16 protein-coding genes and 2 pseudogenes are annotated in these 16,183 nt (G+C 49.6%); 16 read left to right on the top strand and 2 right to left on the bottom strand.

What is annotated here, in order from left to right:
* Positions 1-3 precede the first annotated feature (3 nt).
* The 4 genes from ET464_RS15125 (at position 4) to ET464_RS15140 (ending at position 5,056) form a co-directional block, all read left to right on the top strand.
* Positions 4-1,776 carry an ATP-binding protein gene (locus ET464_RS15125; RefSeq protein ID WP_425271774.1) on the top strand — a complete coding sequence of 591 codons (1,773 nt, stop codon included), beginning with the start codon at positions 4-6 and terminating at the stop codon, positions 1,774-1,776.
* A complete protein-coding gene (locus tag ET464_RS15130) occupies positions 1,773-3,179 on the top strand; it encodes a YycH family regulatory protein (RefSeq protein WP_129442258.1) in 1,407 nt (468 codons plus the stop codon). Before ET464_RS15125 ends, ET464_RS15130 begins: the two co-directional genes overlap by 4 nt.
* Complete coding sequence (gene yycI, locus ET464_RS15135) at positions 3,166-3,975, top strand: two-component system regulatory protein YycI (RefSeq protein ID WP_129442260.1); 810 nt, start codon at positions 3,166-3,168, stop codon at positions 3,973-3,975. The genes ET464_RS15130 and yycI overlap by 14 nt, the downstream gene beginning before the upstream one ends.
* 274 nt (positions 3,976-4,249) lie before the next feature.
* A complete protein-coding gene (locus ET464_RS15140) occupies positions 4,250-5,056 on the top strand; it encodes an MBL fold metallo-hydrolase (protein WP_129442262.1) in 807 nt (268 codons plus the stop codon).
* Here ET464_RS15140 and ET464_RS15145 read toward each other — a convergent pair.
* Positions 5,025-5,243: a hypothetical protein gene (locus ET464_RS15145; protein WP_129442264.1), complete on the bottom strand. Its 219-nt coding sequence runs from the start codon at positions 5,241-5,243 to the stop codon at positions 5,025-5,027. The two genes, ET464_RS15140 and ET464_RS15145, sit on opposite strands and share 32 nt — an antisense overlap.
* Before the next feature lie 169 nt (positions 5,244-5,412).
* Between ET464_RS15145 and ET464_RS15150 the strand changes: the two genes are divergently transcribed.
* From ET464_RS15150 to ET464_RS20405, 7 genes and pseudogenes are all read left to right on the top strand, one after another.
* The gene (locus ET464_RS15150) at positions 5,413-6,702 is read left to right on the top strand and encodes a S1C family serine protease (RefSeq protein WP_129442266.1); all 1,290 of its coding nucleotides are present in this window, start codon (positions 5,413-5,415) and stop codon (positions 6,700-6,702) included.
* Positions 6,703-7,149: 447 nt separating this feature from the next.
* Positions 7,150-8,100: an acetylxylan esterase gene (locus ET464_RS15160; protein WP_129442271.1), complete on the top strand. Its 951-nt coding sequence runs from the start codon at positions 7,150-7,152 to the stop codon at positions 8,098-8,100.
* A gap of 555 nt (positions 8,101-8,655) precedes the next feature.
* Positions 8,656-8,823: a CxxH/CxxC protein gene (locus ET464_RS15165; RefSeq protein ID WP_129442273.1), complete on the top strand. Its 168-nt coding sequence runs from the start codon at positions 8,656-8,658 to the stop codon at positions 8,821-8,823.
* A gap of 243 nt (positions 8,824-9,066) precedes the next feature.
* Positions 9,067-9,414 (top strand): MmcQ/YjbR family DNA-binding protein, encoded by a 348-nt coding sequence (locus ET464_RS15170; RefSeq protein WP_129444442.1) that lies wholly within the window; start codon positions 9,067-9,069, stop codon positions 9,412-9,414.
* Positions 9,415-9,493: 79 nt separating this feature from the next.
* Positions 9,494-9,972: pseudogene (rlmH, locus tag ET464_RS15175) on the top strand (23S rRNA (pseudouridine(1915)-N(3))-methyltransferase RlmH).
* 197 nt (positions 9,973-10,169) lie between these two features.
* Positions 10,170-11,236: pseudogene (locus tag ET464_RS15180) on the top strand (DNA cytosine methyltransferase).
* Positions 11,200-11,457: a DNA cytosine methyltransferase gene (locus tag ET464_RS20405; RefSeq protein WP_244226554.1), complete on the top strand. Its 258-nt coding sequence runs from the start codon at positions 11,200-11,202 to the stop codon at positions 11,455-11,457. The pseudogene ET464_RS15180 and the gene ET464_RS20405 overlap by 37 nt, the downstream one beginning before the upstream one ends.
* Positions 11,458-11,501: 44 nt before the next feature.
* Here the strand turns inward: ET464_RS20405 and ET464_RS15185 are convergent, their stop codons facing one another.
* Positions 11,502-12,233: a PmeII family type II restriction endonuclease gene (locus ET464_RS15185; protein WP_244226555.1), complete on the bottom strand. Its 732-nt coding sequence runs from the start codon at positions 12,231-12,233 to the stop codon at positions 11,502-11,504.
* Between the two features lie 192 nt (positions 12,234-12,425).
* Here ET464_RS15185 and ET464_RS15190 point away from each other — a divergent pair, with 192 nt between their 5' ends.
* The 5 genes from ET464_RS15190 to ET464_RS15210 all read left to right on the top strand — a co-directional run bounded on the left by ET464_RS15190 (position 12,426) and on the right by ET464_RS15210 (position 16,126).
* A complete protein-coding gene (locus ET464_RS15190) occupies positions 12,426-12,758 on the top strand; it encodes a transposase (RefSeq protein ID WP_129437896.1) in 333 nt (110 codons plus the stop codon).
* Positions 12,759-12,787: 29 nt separating this feature from the next.
* A complete protein-coding gene (locus tag ET464_RS15195) occupies positions 12,788-13,681 on the top strand; it encodes an IS3 family transposase (protein ID WP_165280014.1) in 894 nt (297 codons plus the stop codon).
* Positions 13,682-13,950: 269 nt separating this feature from the next.
* Positions 13,951-14,697, top strand: a complete 747-nt coding sequence (locus tag ET464_RS15200) for a hypothetical protein (RefSeq protein ID WP_129442279.1) — start codon at positions 13,951-13,953, stop codon at positions 14,695-14,697.
* 198 nt (positions 14,698-14,895) lie between these two features.
* Entirely contained in the window at positions 14,896-15,576 is a 681-nt protein-coding gene (locus ET464_RS15205) for a DUF4145 domain-containing protein (RefSeq protein WP_129442281.1), read from the top strand.
* 121 nt (positions 15,577-15,697) lie between these two features.
* Positions 15,698-16,126, top strand: a complete 429-nt coding sequence (locus ET464_RS15210; protein ID WP_129442283.1) for a hypothetical protein — start codon at positions 15,698-15,700, stop codon at positions 16,124-16,126.
* Positions 16,127-16,183 lie beyond the last annotated feature (57 nt).

A 16,183-nucleotide genomic window follows, 5' to 3' on the forward strand; every position in this document is an offset into this window, starting at 1 on the left:
GCGATGCAGCTGATCGCCGTTTATTTTATCGGGACGGTCAAAAACTCGCTGACGGAAAGCTTTACGAACAATATGAAGGAGCAGGCCGATATTTTGTCCAAACTTGCGGCCCAAAGCTTGTCCGCCAAGCCGGAGCAGGGAACCGATGTCAGCGACCAGCAGCCGGACGATCTCAGCCTCGTGGTCCAAAATTTGTTCAGTATAAGCGGCACCGAAGTGCAGGTGCTCGACAGCAACGGCAAAATCGTTGCCACCTCGCTTCAGGTGCATCAGTCGTATATCGGCAAAAAGAATACGTCCCTGGCCGTCAGCCGCGCCTTGCAGGGCATTCCGGACAACGAGGATGAAATCATTGATGAGGACAACGTCCGGAAGAAAATGATCGCCCAGCCGGTGACGTACAACGACAAGGTCGTTGGCGCGGTGTATATGGTGGCGTCGATGAACGACATGTACGATACGGTGGAGCGGGTGAACCGCATCTTTGTCTCCGGCACGCTTATTGCTTTAAGCTTGACCGGCGTGCTGGGCGTAGTGCTGTCGCATACGATTACAAGCCCGATTCAAGGGTTAACCCGCCATGCATCGGCGGTGGCGGACGGGAAGTTCGACCTGCAGGCGCCGGTGCACGGCGACGATGAGATCAGCCGGCTCAGCATGGCGTTCAACAATATGACGACCCGGCTGCGAGACGCGTTATCGCTGAATGAGGAGGAGAACGAGAAGCTCGTCTCCGTCTTGTCCAATATGAGCGACGGCGTGCTGGCATCGGATGAGAACGGGCAAATTATCGTCTGGAACCGGCGGGCGCTTGAGCTGCTTGGCGTCGACAGCGGCGAAGGCCGCGAGCTGAAGGAGCTGCTTGGCATGAGCGAACAGCAGGTGCTGGAGCTGCTGAAAGGGCCGGTCCAGACGACGATTCTGTCGCGCGGCTGGGATGAGGAGGAGGAGGCGCTGCCGGAAGGCATCAGCGTGCTGCGGGCGACGTTCTCCCCGATTCACCGGCGGAACAAAGGCACGACCGGCATGATTGCGGTGCTGCAGGATGTAACGGAGCAGGAGAAGCTGGAGCAGTCGCGGCGCCAGTTCGTGGCGAACGTATCGCATGAGCTGCGCACGCCGCTCACCACGATCAAAAGCTATACCGAGGCGCTGGCAGGCGGCGCGCTGGAGGAACGGGAACTGTCGGAGCGGTTCGTCGGCGTTATTCAAAGCGAGACGGAGCGGATGATCCGGCTTGTGACCGACCTGCTGCATCTGTCGCGGCTTGATTCCAACCAGGCGCAGCTGCGCCGCCGCCAGACGGATGTGCTGGAAATGCTGGACGAGGTATCCGACCGCTTCTCGTTCCAAATGCGGCAGAAGTCGATCCGCATCTCGGTCCATGTTGCGCCGGAGCTGAAAAACGCCTGGCTGGACCGCGATCAGATCGACCAGGTGCTTGATAATCTCGTATCCAACGCGATTAAATATACGCTTGACGGCGGTTCCATTGAGCTGAGCGCATATAACCCGGACCCGTCGTCCGTGGCGATCAGCGTAAAGGACACCGGCATCGGCATTCCGAAAAAGGATCTGAGCCGGATATTCGACCGGTTCTATCGCGTCGACAAGGCGCGTTCGCGCAATATGGGCGGGACAGGTCTCGGCCTTTCGATTGCCCGGGAAATTGTAAAAGCGCATGGAGGCGTTATCGCCCTGGAATCGGAGCTTGGGGAAGGCACGAAGGTTACGTTTACGCTTCCTACGCTGCAGGAGGAGGCTGAACTGGCATGATGGAGAAAATAAAATCGTTTGCGCTTGTTGCGCTTGTCGCACTTAGCCTGGTGCAATCCTTTCTGCTCATGTACAGCCCGCCGATGCTGGGAGCGACTGTGCGGACGGACCAGGATTATATCAATACCGAACCGATGGGTTCGGTGCTTGGCGTCGAGCAGGTGATCTTCCCGGATGAGATGGTGCTCCATTTTGGCAAAAACGAGCACACCGTGCTGTACCCGGGTACCACGTTTTACGACATGATTTTGAAAGAGCGGATTCAAGGGCGCGAGTTCAAAAGCTTCCAGCGCAGTCCCGCCAATGTGCTGAACTGGAACGAAATCCGGAAAAATGATATCGGAGTGGAGCTTCGTTTTGACGTAGGCATTCCGGTAGAGCTGCTCCAGAAGCTGCTCAAGCTGAAGGGCGACCTGCTGTTTCTGCAGGATACGATCGACCGGATCTGGATTTTCAAGACGGAAGGCACGGAGGAAGTGCGCACCTTCTTTTTCAGCGCGGACGGCAAAACGGTGTACGAATCGCTGCAGGCGGATCTCACCGTTCGCGACGTACAGGATTATGTCGGGTTCGGCCAATACCAAACCCGGTATTCCATTACTTCCGACGGCATCTATGTGCCGGATAAGCCGGTTCGTGCGGTGCAGTCGCTGTATCCGTATTCGACGTATCCGCCTGAGCTGATGCAGCGCAACCTGTTTTTTGACCCAAGCACTACACGTGCGGTAGAAGGCCGCAACGGTTCGAAAATTTATACCGACGGCAAAAGAGGGCTGCAAGTACAACAGGATTCGACCTGGATCAGCTTCACCGACCCGGCCGCGCCGCAAAGCGGTGCGGATGTGCTGAGCGACAACTTCTATGCTGCGGTAGAGTTCGTGAATACGCATGGCGGCTGGGATGGCAGCTACCGGTTCTCGACGCTGCAGGACGGCTTGGACGGTTCGGTCGTGGAGTTCCAGCAGTATTTGGAAAGCTATCCGATCCTATCGCCTCCGGGATTTCAATACGGCGAAATGCGCCTGCTGCTGCAGCAGGGCACGGTGACGGAATACAACCGCTCGCTCATTACGCTTGCCGATCAGCCGTCGGACCGCCAGCAGCGCTGGCTTCCGGGCGGCTCTGAGCTGCAAAGCGCTTTGCAAAGCTATGACCGGCGCTCCGAGGTTAGTGCGCTGTATCCGGCGGTGCAGGCGGTACAGCGCGAGGAAGGGAAAATTTTGTTTGTGCCGATCTGGGCGGTGCGGCTGAAGGACGGCTCCCAGCATGCCCTGATGGATGCATATCCGGCCGGCTATACCCCGGCCAATACGGACGGCACTGCCGGTGATCCCGCGAGCAGCGGGGCGACCGATGATTCGAAAGACGGCAAACCGGAGGTGAGCGGACATGGACTGGGGTAGGGCAAAAAGCATTCTGATCTTTGCCTTTTTGCTGCTGAATTTGCTGCTCGGCTATCAGCTGGTCGAAAATATACGCGACCAGCTGCATGCGAACAGCAATTCCGCCGAACTGCCCAGCGAAACGGTCAGCTTGATGAAGCTAAAGCATATCGAGCTGTCCGCCGCTCTTCCGCTGGATACGCCAAAGCTGCGCGACCTGACTTACTCGCTGAAAAGCGAACAGGATCATGAGGAAAAGCAGCTGGAGAAGCCGGTCGATACGCGGGTTGTATTCTCGGCATCGGAGCTGAAGGATAAGCTGGGCGACCAAATTCCGGATTTGGACCAGTATATGCTCGATTCGATGATGAGCACGGATCATACGTTTGTGCTGAACCGCGTGGCGGACGGCCGCCCGATGTTCGACGTCAGGCTGGAGCTGCTGTACAGCAACCAGAAAATTACGGCCTACCGCCAGGCGCAGGTCGGACTGATCAGCGGCGGTGAAACACGCGGGCAAGCGGTATTGTCGGCGGCGCAGGTGGTGGCGAACCTCGTGGAAAAATATTTGCCGAACGGGGCGGTTATTACCGATGTGGAGCTTGGCTACCACGGGCAAATATTTGATTCGGAGACGCAGGTGGCCGCACCGTCCTGGCGTGTGCTTCTGGAGGATGGGCCGCCGTATTACGTAGACGCGATCAGCGGCAAGGTGGCGACCGACAGCGGCTCGCAGGCCGATGACGGAACGGCGGACGGGGAAAGCGGGCAATTGAAGCCGGAGCCGGAAGACGGCGGCAGCGGAGGCGCAGAGTAATGGGTTGTGCCTCCGCGGGCATTGTCGTCAGGAGGGCAGATTACCTTCGTGCTTCGCGGGTCGTTGCAGGCTGGAAGTGCAAACCAGTTTTGAAATAAAATATAGCTTGGCAGAATGGGCGGGGTGAATCACACTTATAGAACGGGAAACCTTCGGGTGATTCTGTAAGCGTGATTGACTCCGCTTAGCTTCCTACTTGCAGCAGGTTCCCCTTATAGCAGGGAGAGCGGGCTGCGAGAATCGGGAGATGAAGAGAGGATTGGGCGAGGGAAGCATGGGATTACAATTTACAGTGCTGGCGAGCGGTTCGACCGGCAATGCGACCATTATCCATAATGGCGACAAAATGATTATGGTAGACGCGGGGCTAAGCGTCAAAAAGCTGGAGGAGCTCATGCTGGAGCGAGGCGTCCGCGGGCATCAGCTGGATGCTTTGTTCGTAACGCATGAGCATTCCGACCATATTAAAGGGCTGGGCGCTTTTGCGCGCAAGCATGATTTGCAAGTGTTCGCCAATGAAGCGACCTGGGGAGCGATGGAGCGCCATGTCGGCAAAATCGCGCCGGAGAAGCGTGTTGTCATGCAAACCGGCGAAGCCGTCCTTATCGGCTCGATGGAGGTTCAATCCTATCCGATTTCGCATGATGCGGCGGAGCCGGTCGGATATACGTTTACCGAATACGGAGAGAAGCTGGCGCTTGCAACCGATCTTGGTTATATGAGCGATAAAGTGAAAAAGCATATTATCGATTCGGACGTATTGGTGCTGGAATCGAATCATGATACCGAAATGCTCCGCATGGGGCGTTATCCGTGGAATATTAAGCGCCGGATTTTAAGCGATGTCGGCCATTTGTCCAATGTGGCGGCGGGCGAAGCGTTATGCGAGCTGCTGACCGACCGTACGAAGCGGGTGTATCTGGCCCATTTGAGCCTGGATCACAATATGATGGATTTGGCGATGATGACGGTCCAGTCTGTGCTGGAAGATCGCGGCCTTTTTTTCAAAAAGGACGAGTTCCCGCTGCGCCCAACCTATCATGACCGTCCTACGCCATGGGATGAAGTGAAGCGGAAATAATTGACTCCAGCTGGGCGTCGATTGATTCGGCCTTGCGGGAGAGCTCTTCCTGCGTGAACAAACCTTTATCAATAAGCAGCTCTACGATTGCGCTTAATGTTAGCACTGTCTGGTAATGCTCTTCTTTCATGTCGGCAAGCTTGGCGGCAAGCTCGACTTGCTCCCATGCGGATGGTTTGGATGGCATTGCGGCATCTCTCCTTTTTTAACGGACTCTATTATTATTGTAGGTTAATCTTCCGAAATTATTCTTAAATGCTTGTACAAGCATACATTTATAGAAAAGATTGTGATCCGCAAGGCGGATAGAATGAACGGCGATTCCGGGAACGGGACTGAAAGGGGCGTTTTGTCTAATGAGTTTGTTTAAAGATGATTTCTATTCCACGAAAGTATCCAAGCGCGCCCGAACCCGATTGTCCCGGAATGAGGATCTGTTTCCGAAACGAAGCAAAGGGCAAAAGCAGCAGCCGAACTGGTCGAACATCCGGATTGCGTTTGTTTCCTCGCTGATCAGCTCGGTCGCTGTCGTTCTTATTTTTATAGCGGTGTTTGGCACTTTTGGCAGCTCAAGGTCAGGCGGCAGCCCACACGTGGCTTCAGGGGCGGCTTCGGCCGATCCGTCGGAACGGACGGTGCAAGCATCCGCGAAGGTAGGACCGGCGGTAGTCAGCGTCATTAATGAGCAGACTGCATTGGACGGGAATAAGGACGGTTCGGCGAAGCAGCCTTCCATGGAGGAAGCGGGCGTTGGCTCGGGCATTATATTTAAGAAACAAGACGGCAAAGCGTACATTATGACGAACTATCATGTCGTGCAGGGCGCGGAGAAGGTGCAGGTCGTGCTGGATACGAACGAGAAGCGCGAAGCGCAAATTGTCGGCATGGACCAGATTACCGATCTGGCCGTATTATCGCTGGATGCTCAGGGGATTGATACGGTGGCCGAAATGGGCGATTCGTCCAAGCTCCGTCCGGCTGAATATGTGCTCGCCATCGGCAATGCGCTTGGTTTAGGCGAATCGCTGTCTATGGGAATTGTAAGCAAAACGCAGCAAATGGTGCCGGTGTCGCTGAACCAGGACGGCCATATCGACTGGGAGCAGGAAGTGATTCAGGTCGATGCGTCGATCAACCAGGGCAACAGCGGCGGGCCGCTTATTGATCTGGACGGCAGGGTGGTTGGCATCAACAGCATGAAGATCAGCGATTTTGGCGTAGAAGGCATCGGTTTCGCCATTCCGATCAATGTGGCGATGCCGATTGTGGAGACGCTGATGGAGAAAGGTTACGTGCCCCGCCCGTATTTGGGCGTGTATACGCTGGATCTGGATCAATATGCCGACCAAGCCGACAGCAGCGATGCGAAAGGTGCGGACGGCAAAGACACGCTGAAGCTGCCGGATGAAGTGTACAGCGGCGTTATCGTGCTGGAGGCAGTTGGGCCGGCGAAAGATGCGGGGTTGAAATACAACGACGTCATCGTGAAGCTCGACGGCAAGCCAATCGGCAGCACGAAGGAGCTGCGCCAATACTTGTACGGCTCCAAAAAAATCGGCGACTCGATTGAAGTGACCTATTACCGCGACGGCAAAGAAAAGACTGTGTCTTATACGCTGGGCGAAAACACCGGCGAAGACGACTAGGCGGCGCGGCCTGGGCGTGAAGGGAGCGGCGCGCTGGAGTTGGCGATCGTGCAGCGCACGGTGCGTGGAGTGGTGTGACCGGCCGGGGCCGGTGAGGGCGGGACGCCGCATCGCGGCTATGGCGGGTGTGGTGACATAAAAAGTCGCATGGCTGCTTCGTGCATTAGCGCATGGAGCAATGTAACGTGGCGATTTGATTTGATGCCACTTGTGTGGTGCGTGGCGCCGACGATGCTGTACATCGGTGCAGCCAGGGTTGCTGCACGCGGTGCGGCGATGGTTTCAAAAGAGGTTGGCAGAAGCTGCGACGGCAGGCTTTTGCCAACCTCTCTTTTTTTGGATATGGGGCAGCAGAGGAGTATCTTAAAGGAAGTGGATTGAGCAAACGGAGCAAAGTAGTGTATGGTAAAAGCAGTGTGTAATGAGCTGCCGAAGGGGCGTGAAAGTATGAACGCAATTGAGAAACGGATCGAGGAGCTGTACCGGTACAATCCGGACCTGCAGCCTCCGAGCGATTTGGAGCAATTCTGGAATAATACGCTGGAGACGGCCGAGCAGCGGAAGCCGGTAGGGCAGCGGGTGAAGACGGAAACGCCTTTTGCCGCGGTGGATGCGTACCATGTGACGTATGAAGGTTACGACCATACACCGATCAAAGGCTGGTACATCGTGCCGAAGTTTGTGCAGGCACAAGGCCTGCCTTGCGTGGTGGTATTCCACGGCTATACCGGCGGCAAAAGCTACCCCGAGCATTATGCCGACTGGCTGCTGATGGGGATGGCTGTGCTTGCGGTTGATGTGCGGGGGCAAGGCGGAGAAACGGGCAACCGGATGGACAGCGATTACGGCATGATCAAGGGCTGGGTGACGCAGGGCATCCTGGACAAGGAGAAAAGCTACTACAAAGCGATTGCTGTAGACGCGGTAAAAGCAATCGAGTGGGCGGCGATTCAGCCGGAGGTGGATGCTTCGCGCATCGCGGTGTGCGGCGACAGCCAGGGCGGGGGCATAAGCCTGCTTGCCGCGGCGTTAAGCATGACGCCGGCTGTGGCGGTGGCCAATATCCCGAACATGTGCCATATGGATTTCGGGATTCTTAACTCCACCGGCTCTTTAACGGAGGCGGCGGAGTTCGTGCACCGTTTTCCGCAGCATTTGGACAAGGTGCTGAATACGCTCAGCTATTTTGACATGGTGCATTTGGCGCGGCGCATCGAGATCCCCGTCATGGTTTCGGCCGGGCTGAAGGATACGGTGTGCCTGCCGGAGACGGTGTTCGCTGCATACAACCGCATCCCGTCGGAAAAAATCCTCAACATCTACCCGTTCACCGGGCATAGTGTTGGCGATCATCAGAAGCGGCAAGCGTACGAGTTTGTGAAGCGGCATTTGATTTGACCGTGGTGCGCGGTGTGATATGAAGCGGCGAACGCGCACCGCGGGCAGCCCCACGCGGGAAAGGCGAGGGTGTGGTGCGTGCAGGCAAACGCGGCATGATGCTGGAGCGGCGTGGTGAGCCGCGCGGGGGCAGTGCCGCATCGTACGGACGTGAGACCACGAAGGTGTGCGGCAGTAGATCCGGTGCTGTATATCGCGGATTCGTGACGCAGCGACACAGTGCCGAGTATGCAGTGCATGCAGGGACACGGAGCATCAGCAGGAATAGTCTAGTCTGGCGAAAGGCATGGTGCAGCGACAGGTAAAGCGGTGCAGCCCTGCGTTATAGGCGGATCGGGGTCCGCTGTATACGACAGTGCTATGAAATGCACAACAGTATTAGCTGCTGGCATAACATGCACGCCAGCTGGATGACAGTGGAAGCAGCTTGCCCTTCACAGAAGCGGGGCAATTCTGCTATGCTAGTACATAACAAGCCGATGCGCCCGTCAGTCACGGCGGCGAGGGCGCCATAGGCAATCCAACTTACAGCCAAGAAAGAGGAATCGACTATTTATGTATTGTGTGTGCAAAGGACATGTAGAGCTGGCCATTGATAAATTCGTGGATGAATTCGAAGACGCCCCGGATATCGTGGACCTGAACAAGACCGAATTCGCGGATTGGGATCCGCCTCGCTGCTGCGATTTGTGTGAGCAAAACGCGGAGTTTCTGGTCGTCTAGCGTGCAGGCACATCATTTCTACTCGAATAATCTGCAAGGCTACATACTCTCGTCCGGGCGGACGGGAGTTTTTTTCTGTAAACGTTCATAACTTCATGCCAGAATAGCGGCCAAAGGCCATGGATGTTTTGATAGGCCGAAGAGGCTGGCCGTTTGGCAATCAGCGGACGGCACACTTCGCAGGTGGTTTTTTTCCAAGTACAATATAGAAAGTATATACCCAAGGAGTGATTCCCGTTGTCGCTGTTCGAAGAGTGGGCTTCTTATTGCTTGTCGCGTAAAGGAGCGGTGAAAGACTATCCTTTTGGGCTCGATCCGCTGGTCATGAAGGTCGGAGGCAAGATGTTCGCATTGTTGTCGGAAGCGGGCGGCCAGGTGCACATTTCGCTCAAATGCGAGCCGGAGATGGCCGAGCTGCTTCGCAGCCAACATGAAGCGGTTGTACCGGGCTACCATTTGAACAAGCGGCACTGGAATACCGTCACCGTTAACGGTTCGCTGCCGGAAGAGGAAGTGCGGTGGATGATCGACCATTCCTATGCGCTGGTTGTCAAAAGCTTAACTAAAGCGGTGCGCGAAAGTATCGGTTAGAAGCGGGGCCTTCAAGCAAAATGATTAAGCTACCTGTAGAGAACGTTGGAACAATTGCTGGAGCGGGAGGACATCATTGATGCAAATACAGATTGTATGTGTGGGAAAGCTGAAAGAAAAATACTGGTCCGACGGCGTGGCTGAATACGCCAAACGGCTTGGCGCGTACGCACGCCTTGATATCCGTGAGCTGCCGGACGAGAAAACACCGGACTCCATGAGTCCGGCAGAGGAAGAACAGGTGCGAATCCGCGAAGGAGAGCGCATCCTCGGCGTGTTGAAGCCGGATGCGCACGTTATCGCACTGGCCATTGGCGGCGAGACTTGGTCCAGCGAGCAGCTCGCCGCGCATCTGGACAAGCAAGCCGTATATGGCGGCGGGGCGGTTTCTTTTGTCATCGGCGGGTCACTCGGGCTGTCGCAAGCGGTGCTGTCCCGCGCCGACAAGAAGCTCAGCTTCGGGCGGATGACTTATCCGCATCAGCTGATGCGCGTGCTGCTGCTGGAGCAGGTGTACCGGGCGTTTAAGATTAACCGGGGGAACCGTATCATAAGTGACGGTACACAAAATAAGACAGGAAATAATACTAGACAGTAACTTCATTAACAGAATAACTGCAACGTCATAAGCGAACAATTGTTTGACTAATCTAATAGAGTTGAAATATAATACCCTTAATAAGTTAAATAAATAATTTAACTCTTTCGGAGGGTTATCGATGTATTTAATCAGTAAGGATAAAGTAAGGGCTACAATGAAAAAGGCGGGTATTTCATCGCAGAAAGAACTTGCCGAAAAGTTGGACATTACAAAAAATCAACTATCTATGTTGCTATCCCCCAAGTTCGACCCTATTAAATCAAATGCTAGGAGATTATGTGAAGTGTTGAATGTTCCTTTGGATGACATCGTAGTAAAAGAACAACTAGAAATGTATTTAACCGAAGAAACATCGGATATTGATGAGGAATTACCACTTGAGTACGATCATAATTCAAATGATTTTATTGACGTAAGAAATACTGTTCCAACAAGGAAGTATAATGTGGTGGAATTGTTTGCAGGTGCAGGTGGTCTTGCTCTCGGGCTTGAAAGTGCTGGATTTGAAACATTAGGTCTAGTAGAACTTGATAAAACTGCGTGCCAAACACTACGAAATAATAGACCCTCGTGGAACGTAATAGAAGAGGATGTAATTAAAGTAGCATCATCAGGAGTACGCCAATACCTTAATACTGATGAAGAGATTGATTTGCTTTCGGGGGATACCCTTGTCAGGCGTTTAGCTATGCTGGTAAAAAGATGGGTTTAGATGATATTAGAGGAACAATGTTCTATTACTACTCAAAGATATTAGAAGAGTTAAAGCCTAAAATGTTTTTGGCTGAAAATGTTAGAGGACTTGTTAATCATGATAAGGGCAGAACACTGGAAACGATGCTAAAAGTGTTTTCAGAAATGGGATATGTTGTGAAGTGGAAAGTTCTTAGTGCATTAAACTATGATGTAGCACAGAAAAGAGAACGAATTGTAATTGTTGGTATTAGAAAGGACTTGGTTGAGTCTCATAATATTAGCTACAAGTTCCCTGAATCATATGGTCGAACCTTAGTTCTAAAGGATGTTCTTAAAGACGTGCCTGAATCCGATGGAGCCAGTTACCCCGAATCAAAGAAAAAGTACTTGGATTTGGTACCAGCGGGGGATATTGGCGGGATCTTCCTGATGATTTGGCAAGGGAATACATGGGGAAAAGTTACTTTTCAGGTGGAGGAAGAACTGGTATGGCTAGACGCTTATCTTGGGAAGAGCCGTCACTGACACTAACATGCTCTCCTGCACAGAAGCAAACTGAAAGATGCCATCCCGATGAGACACGCCCGTTCACCGTAAGGGAGTACGCTCGGATTCAGAGTTTCCCTGATAGCTGGGAGTTCCATGGCTCTACCGCTAACCGCTACAAACAAATTGGTAATGCTGTTCCAGTGAACTTTGCTAAAGCAGTTGGGCTTTCAATTGTTGAGGTTTTAAACAAGATTTAACTAAAAATGAGAGAAGGACAATTCCCTCTCTCATTCTTCAAATATTAATTATTAAATGAATCTTCAATTTGTTGTGCTAAGCTATTAATGATTTCTTCTACTAGCTCTGTGCCATCTGTCTCAGTTGCTACATCCCCAATAGCATCGGTGATTCTTTGATAAAAGTTAATATGCCCCGTTAAGCGATGCCAAAAATCAGTACCTACATAAACGGGATGCTCTCTTTGAAGTCTTTTGTAATGCCCACTTAGCTCATCAGAGTGACCATAAAAGACCCCAACGATCAAATCATTAATGCCAATGTTAAGGTTGTTAGTGCGTGCAAGGTTTTTAACACCTGTGAAATGATTAATTATTGTGTCTACATCATCTGCATTGATTGTGTTAGTTCCAGCTTTTACTTGGCAGTATTTCCTTCTACCATCCAGTTTGTCAATAAATTCTATATCAATTCCGGAGGTTGTAGATGCAAAGCCCTCCAAAACCTCGCTGCAAAACTTTTGTAGTTTATTACCGAATATCGTATTTATTGAAGTGCCGATTACTCTAGGGTATACCAATGCCTTTGCTATGCTCCTAGCCTCAACATTTCCAGTTATGAAGCTAGCTTTATACTTGTCTAAAAATGGGTTTAGTCTAAATACCTTTAGGTCTCTGCATTCCTCAGTTTTTCTAATATGATTGGGTACAATTTCTGTTCTGAAAAAATCTTTAGCATTTTCAATGATTTCATTTAACACTTCTTCGCCTAGTACCGATTGGTTATCTATCGTCATTTGCATATTCTCCCATCTCTTTTAGGGCTTTGAGAATATATTACCATAAAAACACCTACTTCAGAACTACCCTGTAGTCTTGATACTGAACACAAGTAAGTGAGGGTTTACCTCTTAAGCCCCAAAATTGGATTTGAGTCTAGGTTACTTAACGTAGTAGGCTAGATGAAGAATCAATGGAGGGGATTTTTTATGCAACGGAGACGATTTACGATCGAGTTCAAACAGCAAGTAATTCATGAAGCCAAAGAAGTCGGGAATGCTGCACAAGTAGCGCGCCGCCATAACATAAATCCGAAGATATTGTACCGTTGGATGGAACAAGCAGAGCACACGGATTGGAAAGCAACCAATTCCTCTGCGAAAGCGGTCAGCGCCTATGTACCTTCGCCACAGGAGTTTCGAACGCTTGAAGGTGAAAACAAACAACTGAAGGAGCTCTTGGGCGAGAAGGATTTGGAGATCGCAGTCCTTCGTGACTTGTTAAAAAAGCAGAACCCAGCTTATCGGACAAGATTGAAATAGCCGACAAATGGATTGAGGTGGGGCATGTAGTGAGCCGCATTCTGCGGATCGTCGGTGTAAGCGAACAGACTTATTACAACCGTAAAAAACAGCCAGGCAACCAAGTCTCTGTAAAGCGTAGAGGTGGTCGTCCTGTGCCTGGTTTCTCGATGACCAAGACAGGAATACCGATTAGTGACGGCCAGATCCAGGAATGGCTCTGTGAACTGTTGAACGGAGAAACAGACGTCTATGGTTACCGTAAGCTGACGATTTGTTTGCGACGTGAGTATGAGCTTGTGATTAACAAGAAAAAAGTATACCGGCTGCTCGATGAGATGGAGATGCTTCAGCCACAGCGGCGTAAACGATTAAAGCATCCGCGCAAACTGGCGAATAACCGTGAGATTAAAGCTTCGAACGAGCTCTGGGAAATGGATATTAAGTATGGCTATATCGCAGGAGAACAGCGCTTTTTCTATTTGCTGTGCGTCATTGATGTGTTAGACCGCGAGATCATCGATTTCCATATGGGACTATCCTGCGAAGGCAAACATGCTGCAGGATTGATTCAACGCACCTTGTGGCAGCGACAGCTATTTAAAACCAAGCAGCGCCCGGTGATTCGCACCGATAACGGACCACAGTTTATTTCTCATGTCTTCGAGGATGTTTGTGTAGTGCATGACGTGACACACGAGAGAATTCCTCCGAAGACTCCGAACAAGAATGCACATATTGAATCGTTCCACAGCTTGTTGGAATCTGAATGCCTGCAGAGGTATGAGTTCAACAGCTACCAGGAAGTTTGCGAGACTGTGGCGAACTATATTCGTTTTTACAACGAGCGGCGTATGCACGGAAGTCTGTATGATCTGGCTCCACAGCAGTTCCGTCAAGCAGTTGCTATGCATCAAGTGCAGGCTAAGATTGTTAAAGTTTGAGAAAAACGAAGAGATGCTAAGCTTACGCTAGTTTAAGTGACTGCGACTCAAATATTCGGGGTTTAACCGCTTTTTTTTAGCTCGACAGCGTATTTTTCGCCGATGCTTCCGTTAAGCAGAAAAATCGTATTATAAGTGACGGCGAAGTTTCTTACTTAGTGGCACGGGGAAGTAGGTTTGTTATATTAAGGAATTGTCAAACCTCTAAATATCAAGAATAACACGTTTTCTGTAATTTCCATATTTCCTACAAAGGAGAAGGAAGAAATATGATTAAAAATTATCATTACATCGACGAATCAAGACTAGATATGTATTTTGATCAGATTCCATTTAAGCTGCCGAAAGAAAAAAAGCGTAAGACTACAGTCGGAATATCTCTGACAGGTCCAAAGTTGGACTTGACTGAAGAAACGTCAGCCAAGGCGTTTAATAAATACGAGAAAATTGATATATTTACTGCTTTTCTAGAAAAAAATAATCTTATCGATTCTAAAAGACCTAAGATCACTTACGGCAATGATAGTGAGATTCCCTTTGTGTTGGAAACATTTACCGCTAGAAAAGTCATTTTTAATAAAGAACTATTGGAGAATATTCCACAGCTACAGCAGTTAGTTATATGGATATCTGATCCCGAAGATTCCGATCTGAGTGATGAACCATGGAATTTTCATGGAACCTTCTTGTATTTAACAGAGTTATGGATGGATGACGGAAGGTATCATACAGTTTGGTCAGGTTGCTCAGCACTACAAGCAATTGTAAACAAAATTGAAGGCAGAAGTTTACTGAATACAATAACCAACACAGTTGAACCATTGGGAAGAAGGAACTTTACTCACCCCGTTACCAAATTATCTAAACTTGGTGCCATTGCCCTCGAAAAACGAAAGGTTACTTCATTATACCAAAAACGATATATAACAAATGAACAATGTTTTACCAAAAATAAAAAGAAATTTAGAGTAAATGATTTATTGGGTTATCCAATATATATCGCAAGTGAACTCTAAGAAGATAACAGCAAGTTCATGCTTCAGGGCATTCGCTCCTCGGTCCGACCGGAGTTAGAAGTGAATTCGGAAGGGGGCTTTCAGTGACAAGCAAGCGGAATCAGTCGGACACATTCGTACCGGCTAAGTGCATTAAGTCGCTGGGATATCGTGAGCATATAGAATATTATCAGAAATCTCAGTAAAGGACGATAATAGATGAAGGAAAAAGTGATTATTTGCCTCCATTGCGGTAATAAGACATCAATGAAAGTCGTAGCAAATCATGACTTAATGGAGCATGAAGAGATTTGGGATTACTCGGTTAATTATTATAGTCCAGCGTATATAACATCTTTTTTTAAACAGTGGGAGATGTATTTATGTCCAGTTTGTACTGAAGTAACTATTCAAAGAACTACTTCTTTTAGCGAAGAGACTGAGCCGAATGGAAATCCTATTAAGTATACCGATACCATATTCCCTTTAGGATTCAGTGAAAATAAACATCTTCCATCACCTGTGCGAGATGCATTTGAGGCTGCGCTAAAAGTAAGGAATCTGGATGGTGCAGTTTGCATTATGGCTTTACGGAGAACTTTAGAGAAGATGTGTAAACATAAAAATGCAAAGGGGAAGGACTTATTTTCTAAATTAAAAGATCTTCAATCAGAAAACATTCTACCTCCGATTATGGAGGGGATTTCATACATATTAAGAAAAGAGGGAAATTCCGCAGCTCACGCAGACGATAAAGAGTTTTCAAGTGAGACTGTGAAATTAATGATTGAGTTTACTGAAGTTATATTAGACTATGTTTATTCGTTACCAGCAAAAATAGAGAAAGCTCAATTGAAGTTAAATCAAGATGTAATCAGTAATGAAGAAAGTGAACTTTAAAATGTGGACAGCCCGTCTCATCAGAGCCCCAGATTCCCATCCCGCATAAAAAGTAGAATAAGGCACCTACTGCTCACGGATCCTCAAATATTACGGATGACAATAGGAGGAAAAACTTCGGGTGGATTACATAATTGAATTTATAAAGGGCTCATTTCCCAATACTACTGAAGCCATTTTGGCGGTGGTCTTTTTGATTCTTGTCGCCTGGATGTATAAGGAACTGCGAGCCAGTTATATAGAGAATAATAAGTCAGATCAACAGCGACTTGATAAGGCACTAGATAGTTACTCTGAATTAGATTTAGAAATTTATAAATACATTCAAGATAAGTCAGATTTGTTTAGTGTAATCGAAAAGGTATCTAAATCTGTTGTTTTCCTGCCTACCGATTTGTTGAAGCAGTACGATTATCTAAAAAGGATCGAAAACGATAATGAACTGAAGGAAGTCCTAAAAGAATTTCAACAAGGGATTCTAAAGGAAATTTCAAGGCTAAAGTTTAAGCAGGTAGATACGATAGTCTCTAAGAACGAGTCTGTAAAATAAAATGTGTAAACTCCCAAAAACCGATTACAATGAAAGCAGAAGAAAGGTTGGGGAGCA

Origin of the sequence: Paenibacillus protaetiae (assembly GCF_004135365.1) — a bacterium.
Lineage (GTDB): Bacteria > Bacillota > Bacilli > Paenibacillales > Paenibacillaceae > Paenibacillus_AP > Paenibacillus_AP protaetiae.

What these genes read in the sequence shown, in the direction of transcription:
- ET464_RS15125 (WP_425271774.1), top strand. Translation starts at nt 4, where the DNA reads ATGCAGCTGATCGCCGTTTATTTTATCGGGACGGTCAAAAACTCGCTG.
- ET464_RS15130 (WP_129442258.1), top strand. Translation starts at nt 1,773, where the DNA reads ATGATGGAGAAAATAAAATCGTTTGCGCTTGTTGCGCTTGTCGCACTT.
- yycI (WP_129442260.1), top strand. Translation starts at nt 3,166, where the DNA reads ATGGACTGGGGTAGGGCAAAAAGCATTCTGATCTTTGCCTTTTTGCTG.
- ET464_RS15140 (WP_129442262.1), top strand. Translation starts at nt 4,250, where the DNA reads ATGGGATTACAATTTACAGTGCTGGCGAGCGGTTCGACCGGCAATGCG.
- ET464_RS15145 (WP_129442264.1), bottom strand. Translation starts at nt 5,243, where the DNA reads ATGCCATCCAAACCATCCGCATGGGAGCAAGTCGAGCTTGCCGCCAAG.
- ET464_RS15150 (WP_129442266.1), top strand. Translation starts at nt 5,413, where the DNA reads ATGAGTTTGTTTAAAGATGATTTCTATTCCACGAAAGTATCCAAGCGC.
- ET464_RS15160 (WP_129442271.1), top strand. Translation starts at nt 7,150, where the DNA reads ATGAACGCAATTGAGAAACGGATCGAGGAGCTGTACCGGTACAATCCG.
- ET464_RS15165 (WP_129442273.1), top strand. Translation starts at nt 8,656, where the DNA reads ATGTATTGTGTGTGCAAAGGACATGTAGAGCTGGCCATTGATAAATTC.
- ET464_RS20405 (WP_244226554.1), top strand. Translation starts at nt 11,200, where the DNA reads ATGGCTAGACGCTTATCTTGGGAAGAGCCGTCACTGACACTAACATGC.
- ET464_RS15185 (WP_244226555.1), bottom strand. Translation starts at nt 12,233, where the DNA reads ATGACGATAGATAACCAATCGGTACTAGGCGAAGAAGTGTTAAATGAA.
- ET464_RS15190 (WP_129437896.1), top strand. Translation starts at nt 12,426, where the DNA reads ATGCAACGGAGACGATTTACGATCGAGTTCAAACAGCAAGTAATTCAT.
- ET464_RS15200 (WP_129442279.1), top strand. Translation starts at nt 13,951, where the DNA reads ATGATTAAAAATTATCATTACATCGACGAATCAAGACTAGATATGTAT.
- ET464_RS15205 (WP_129442281.1), top strand. Translation starts at nt 14,896, where the DNA reads ATGAAGGAAAAAGTGATTATTTGCCTCCATTGCGGTAATAAGACATCA.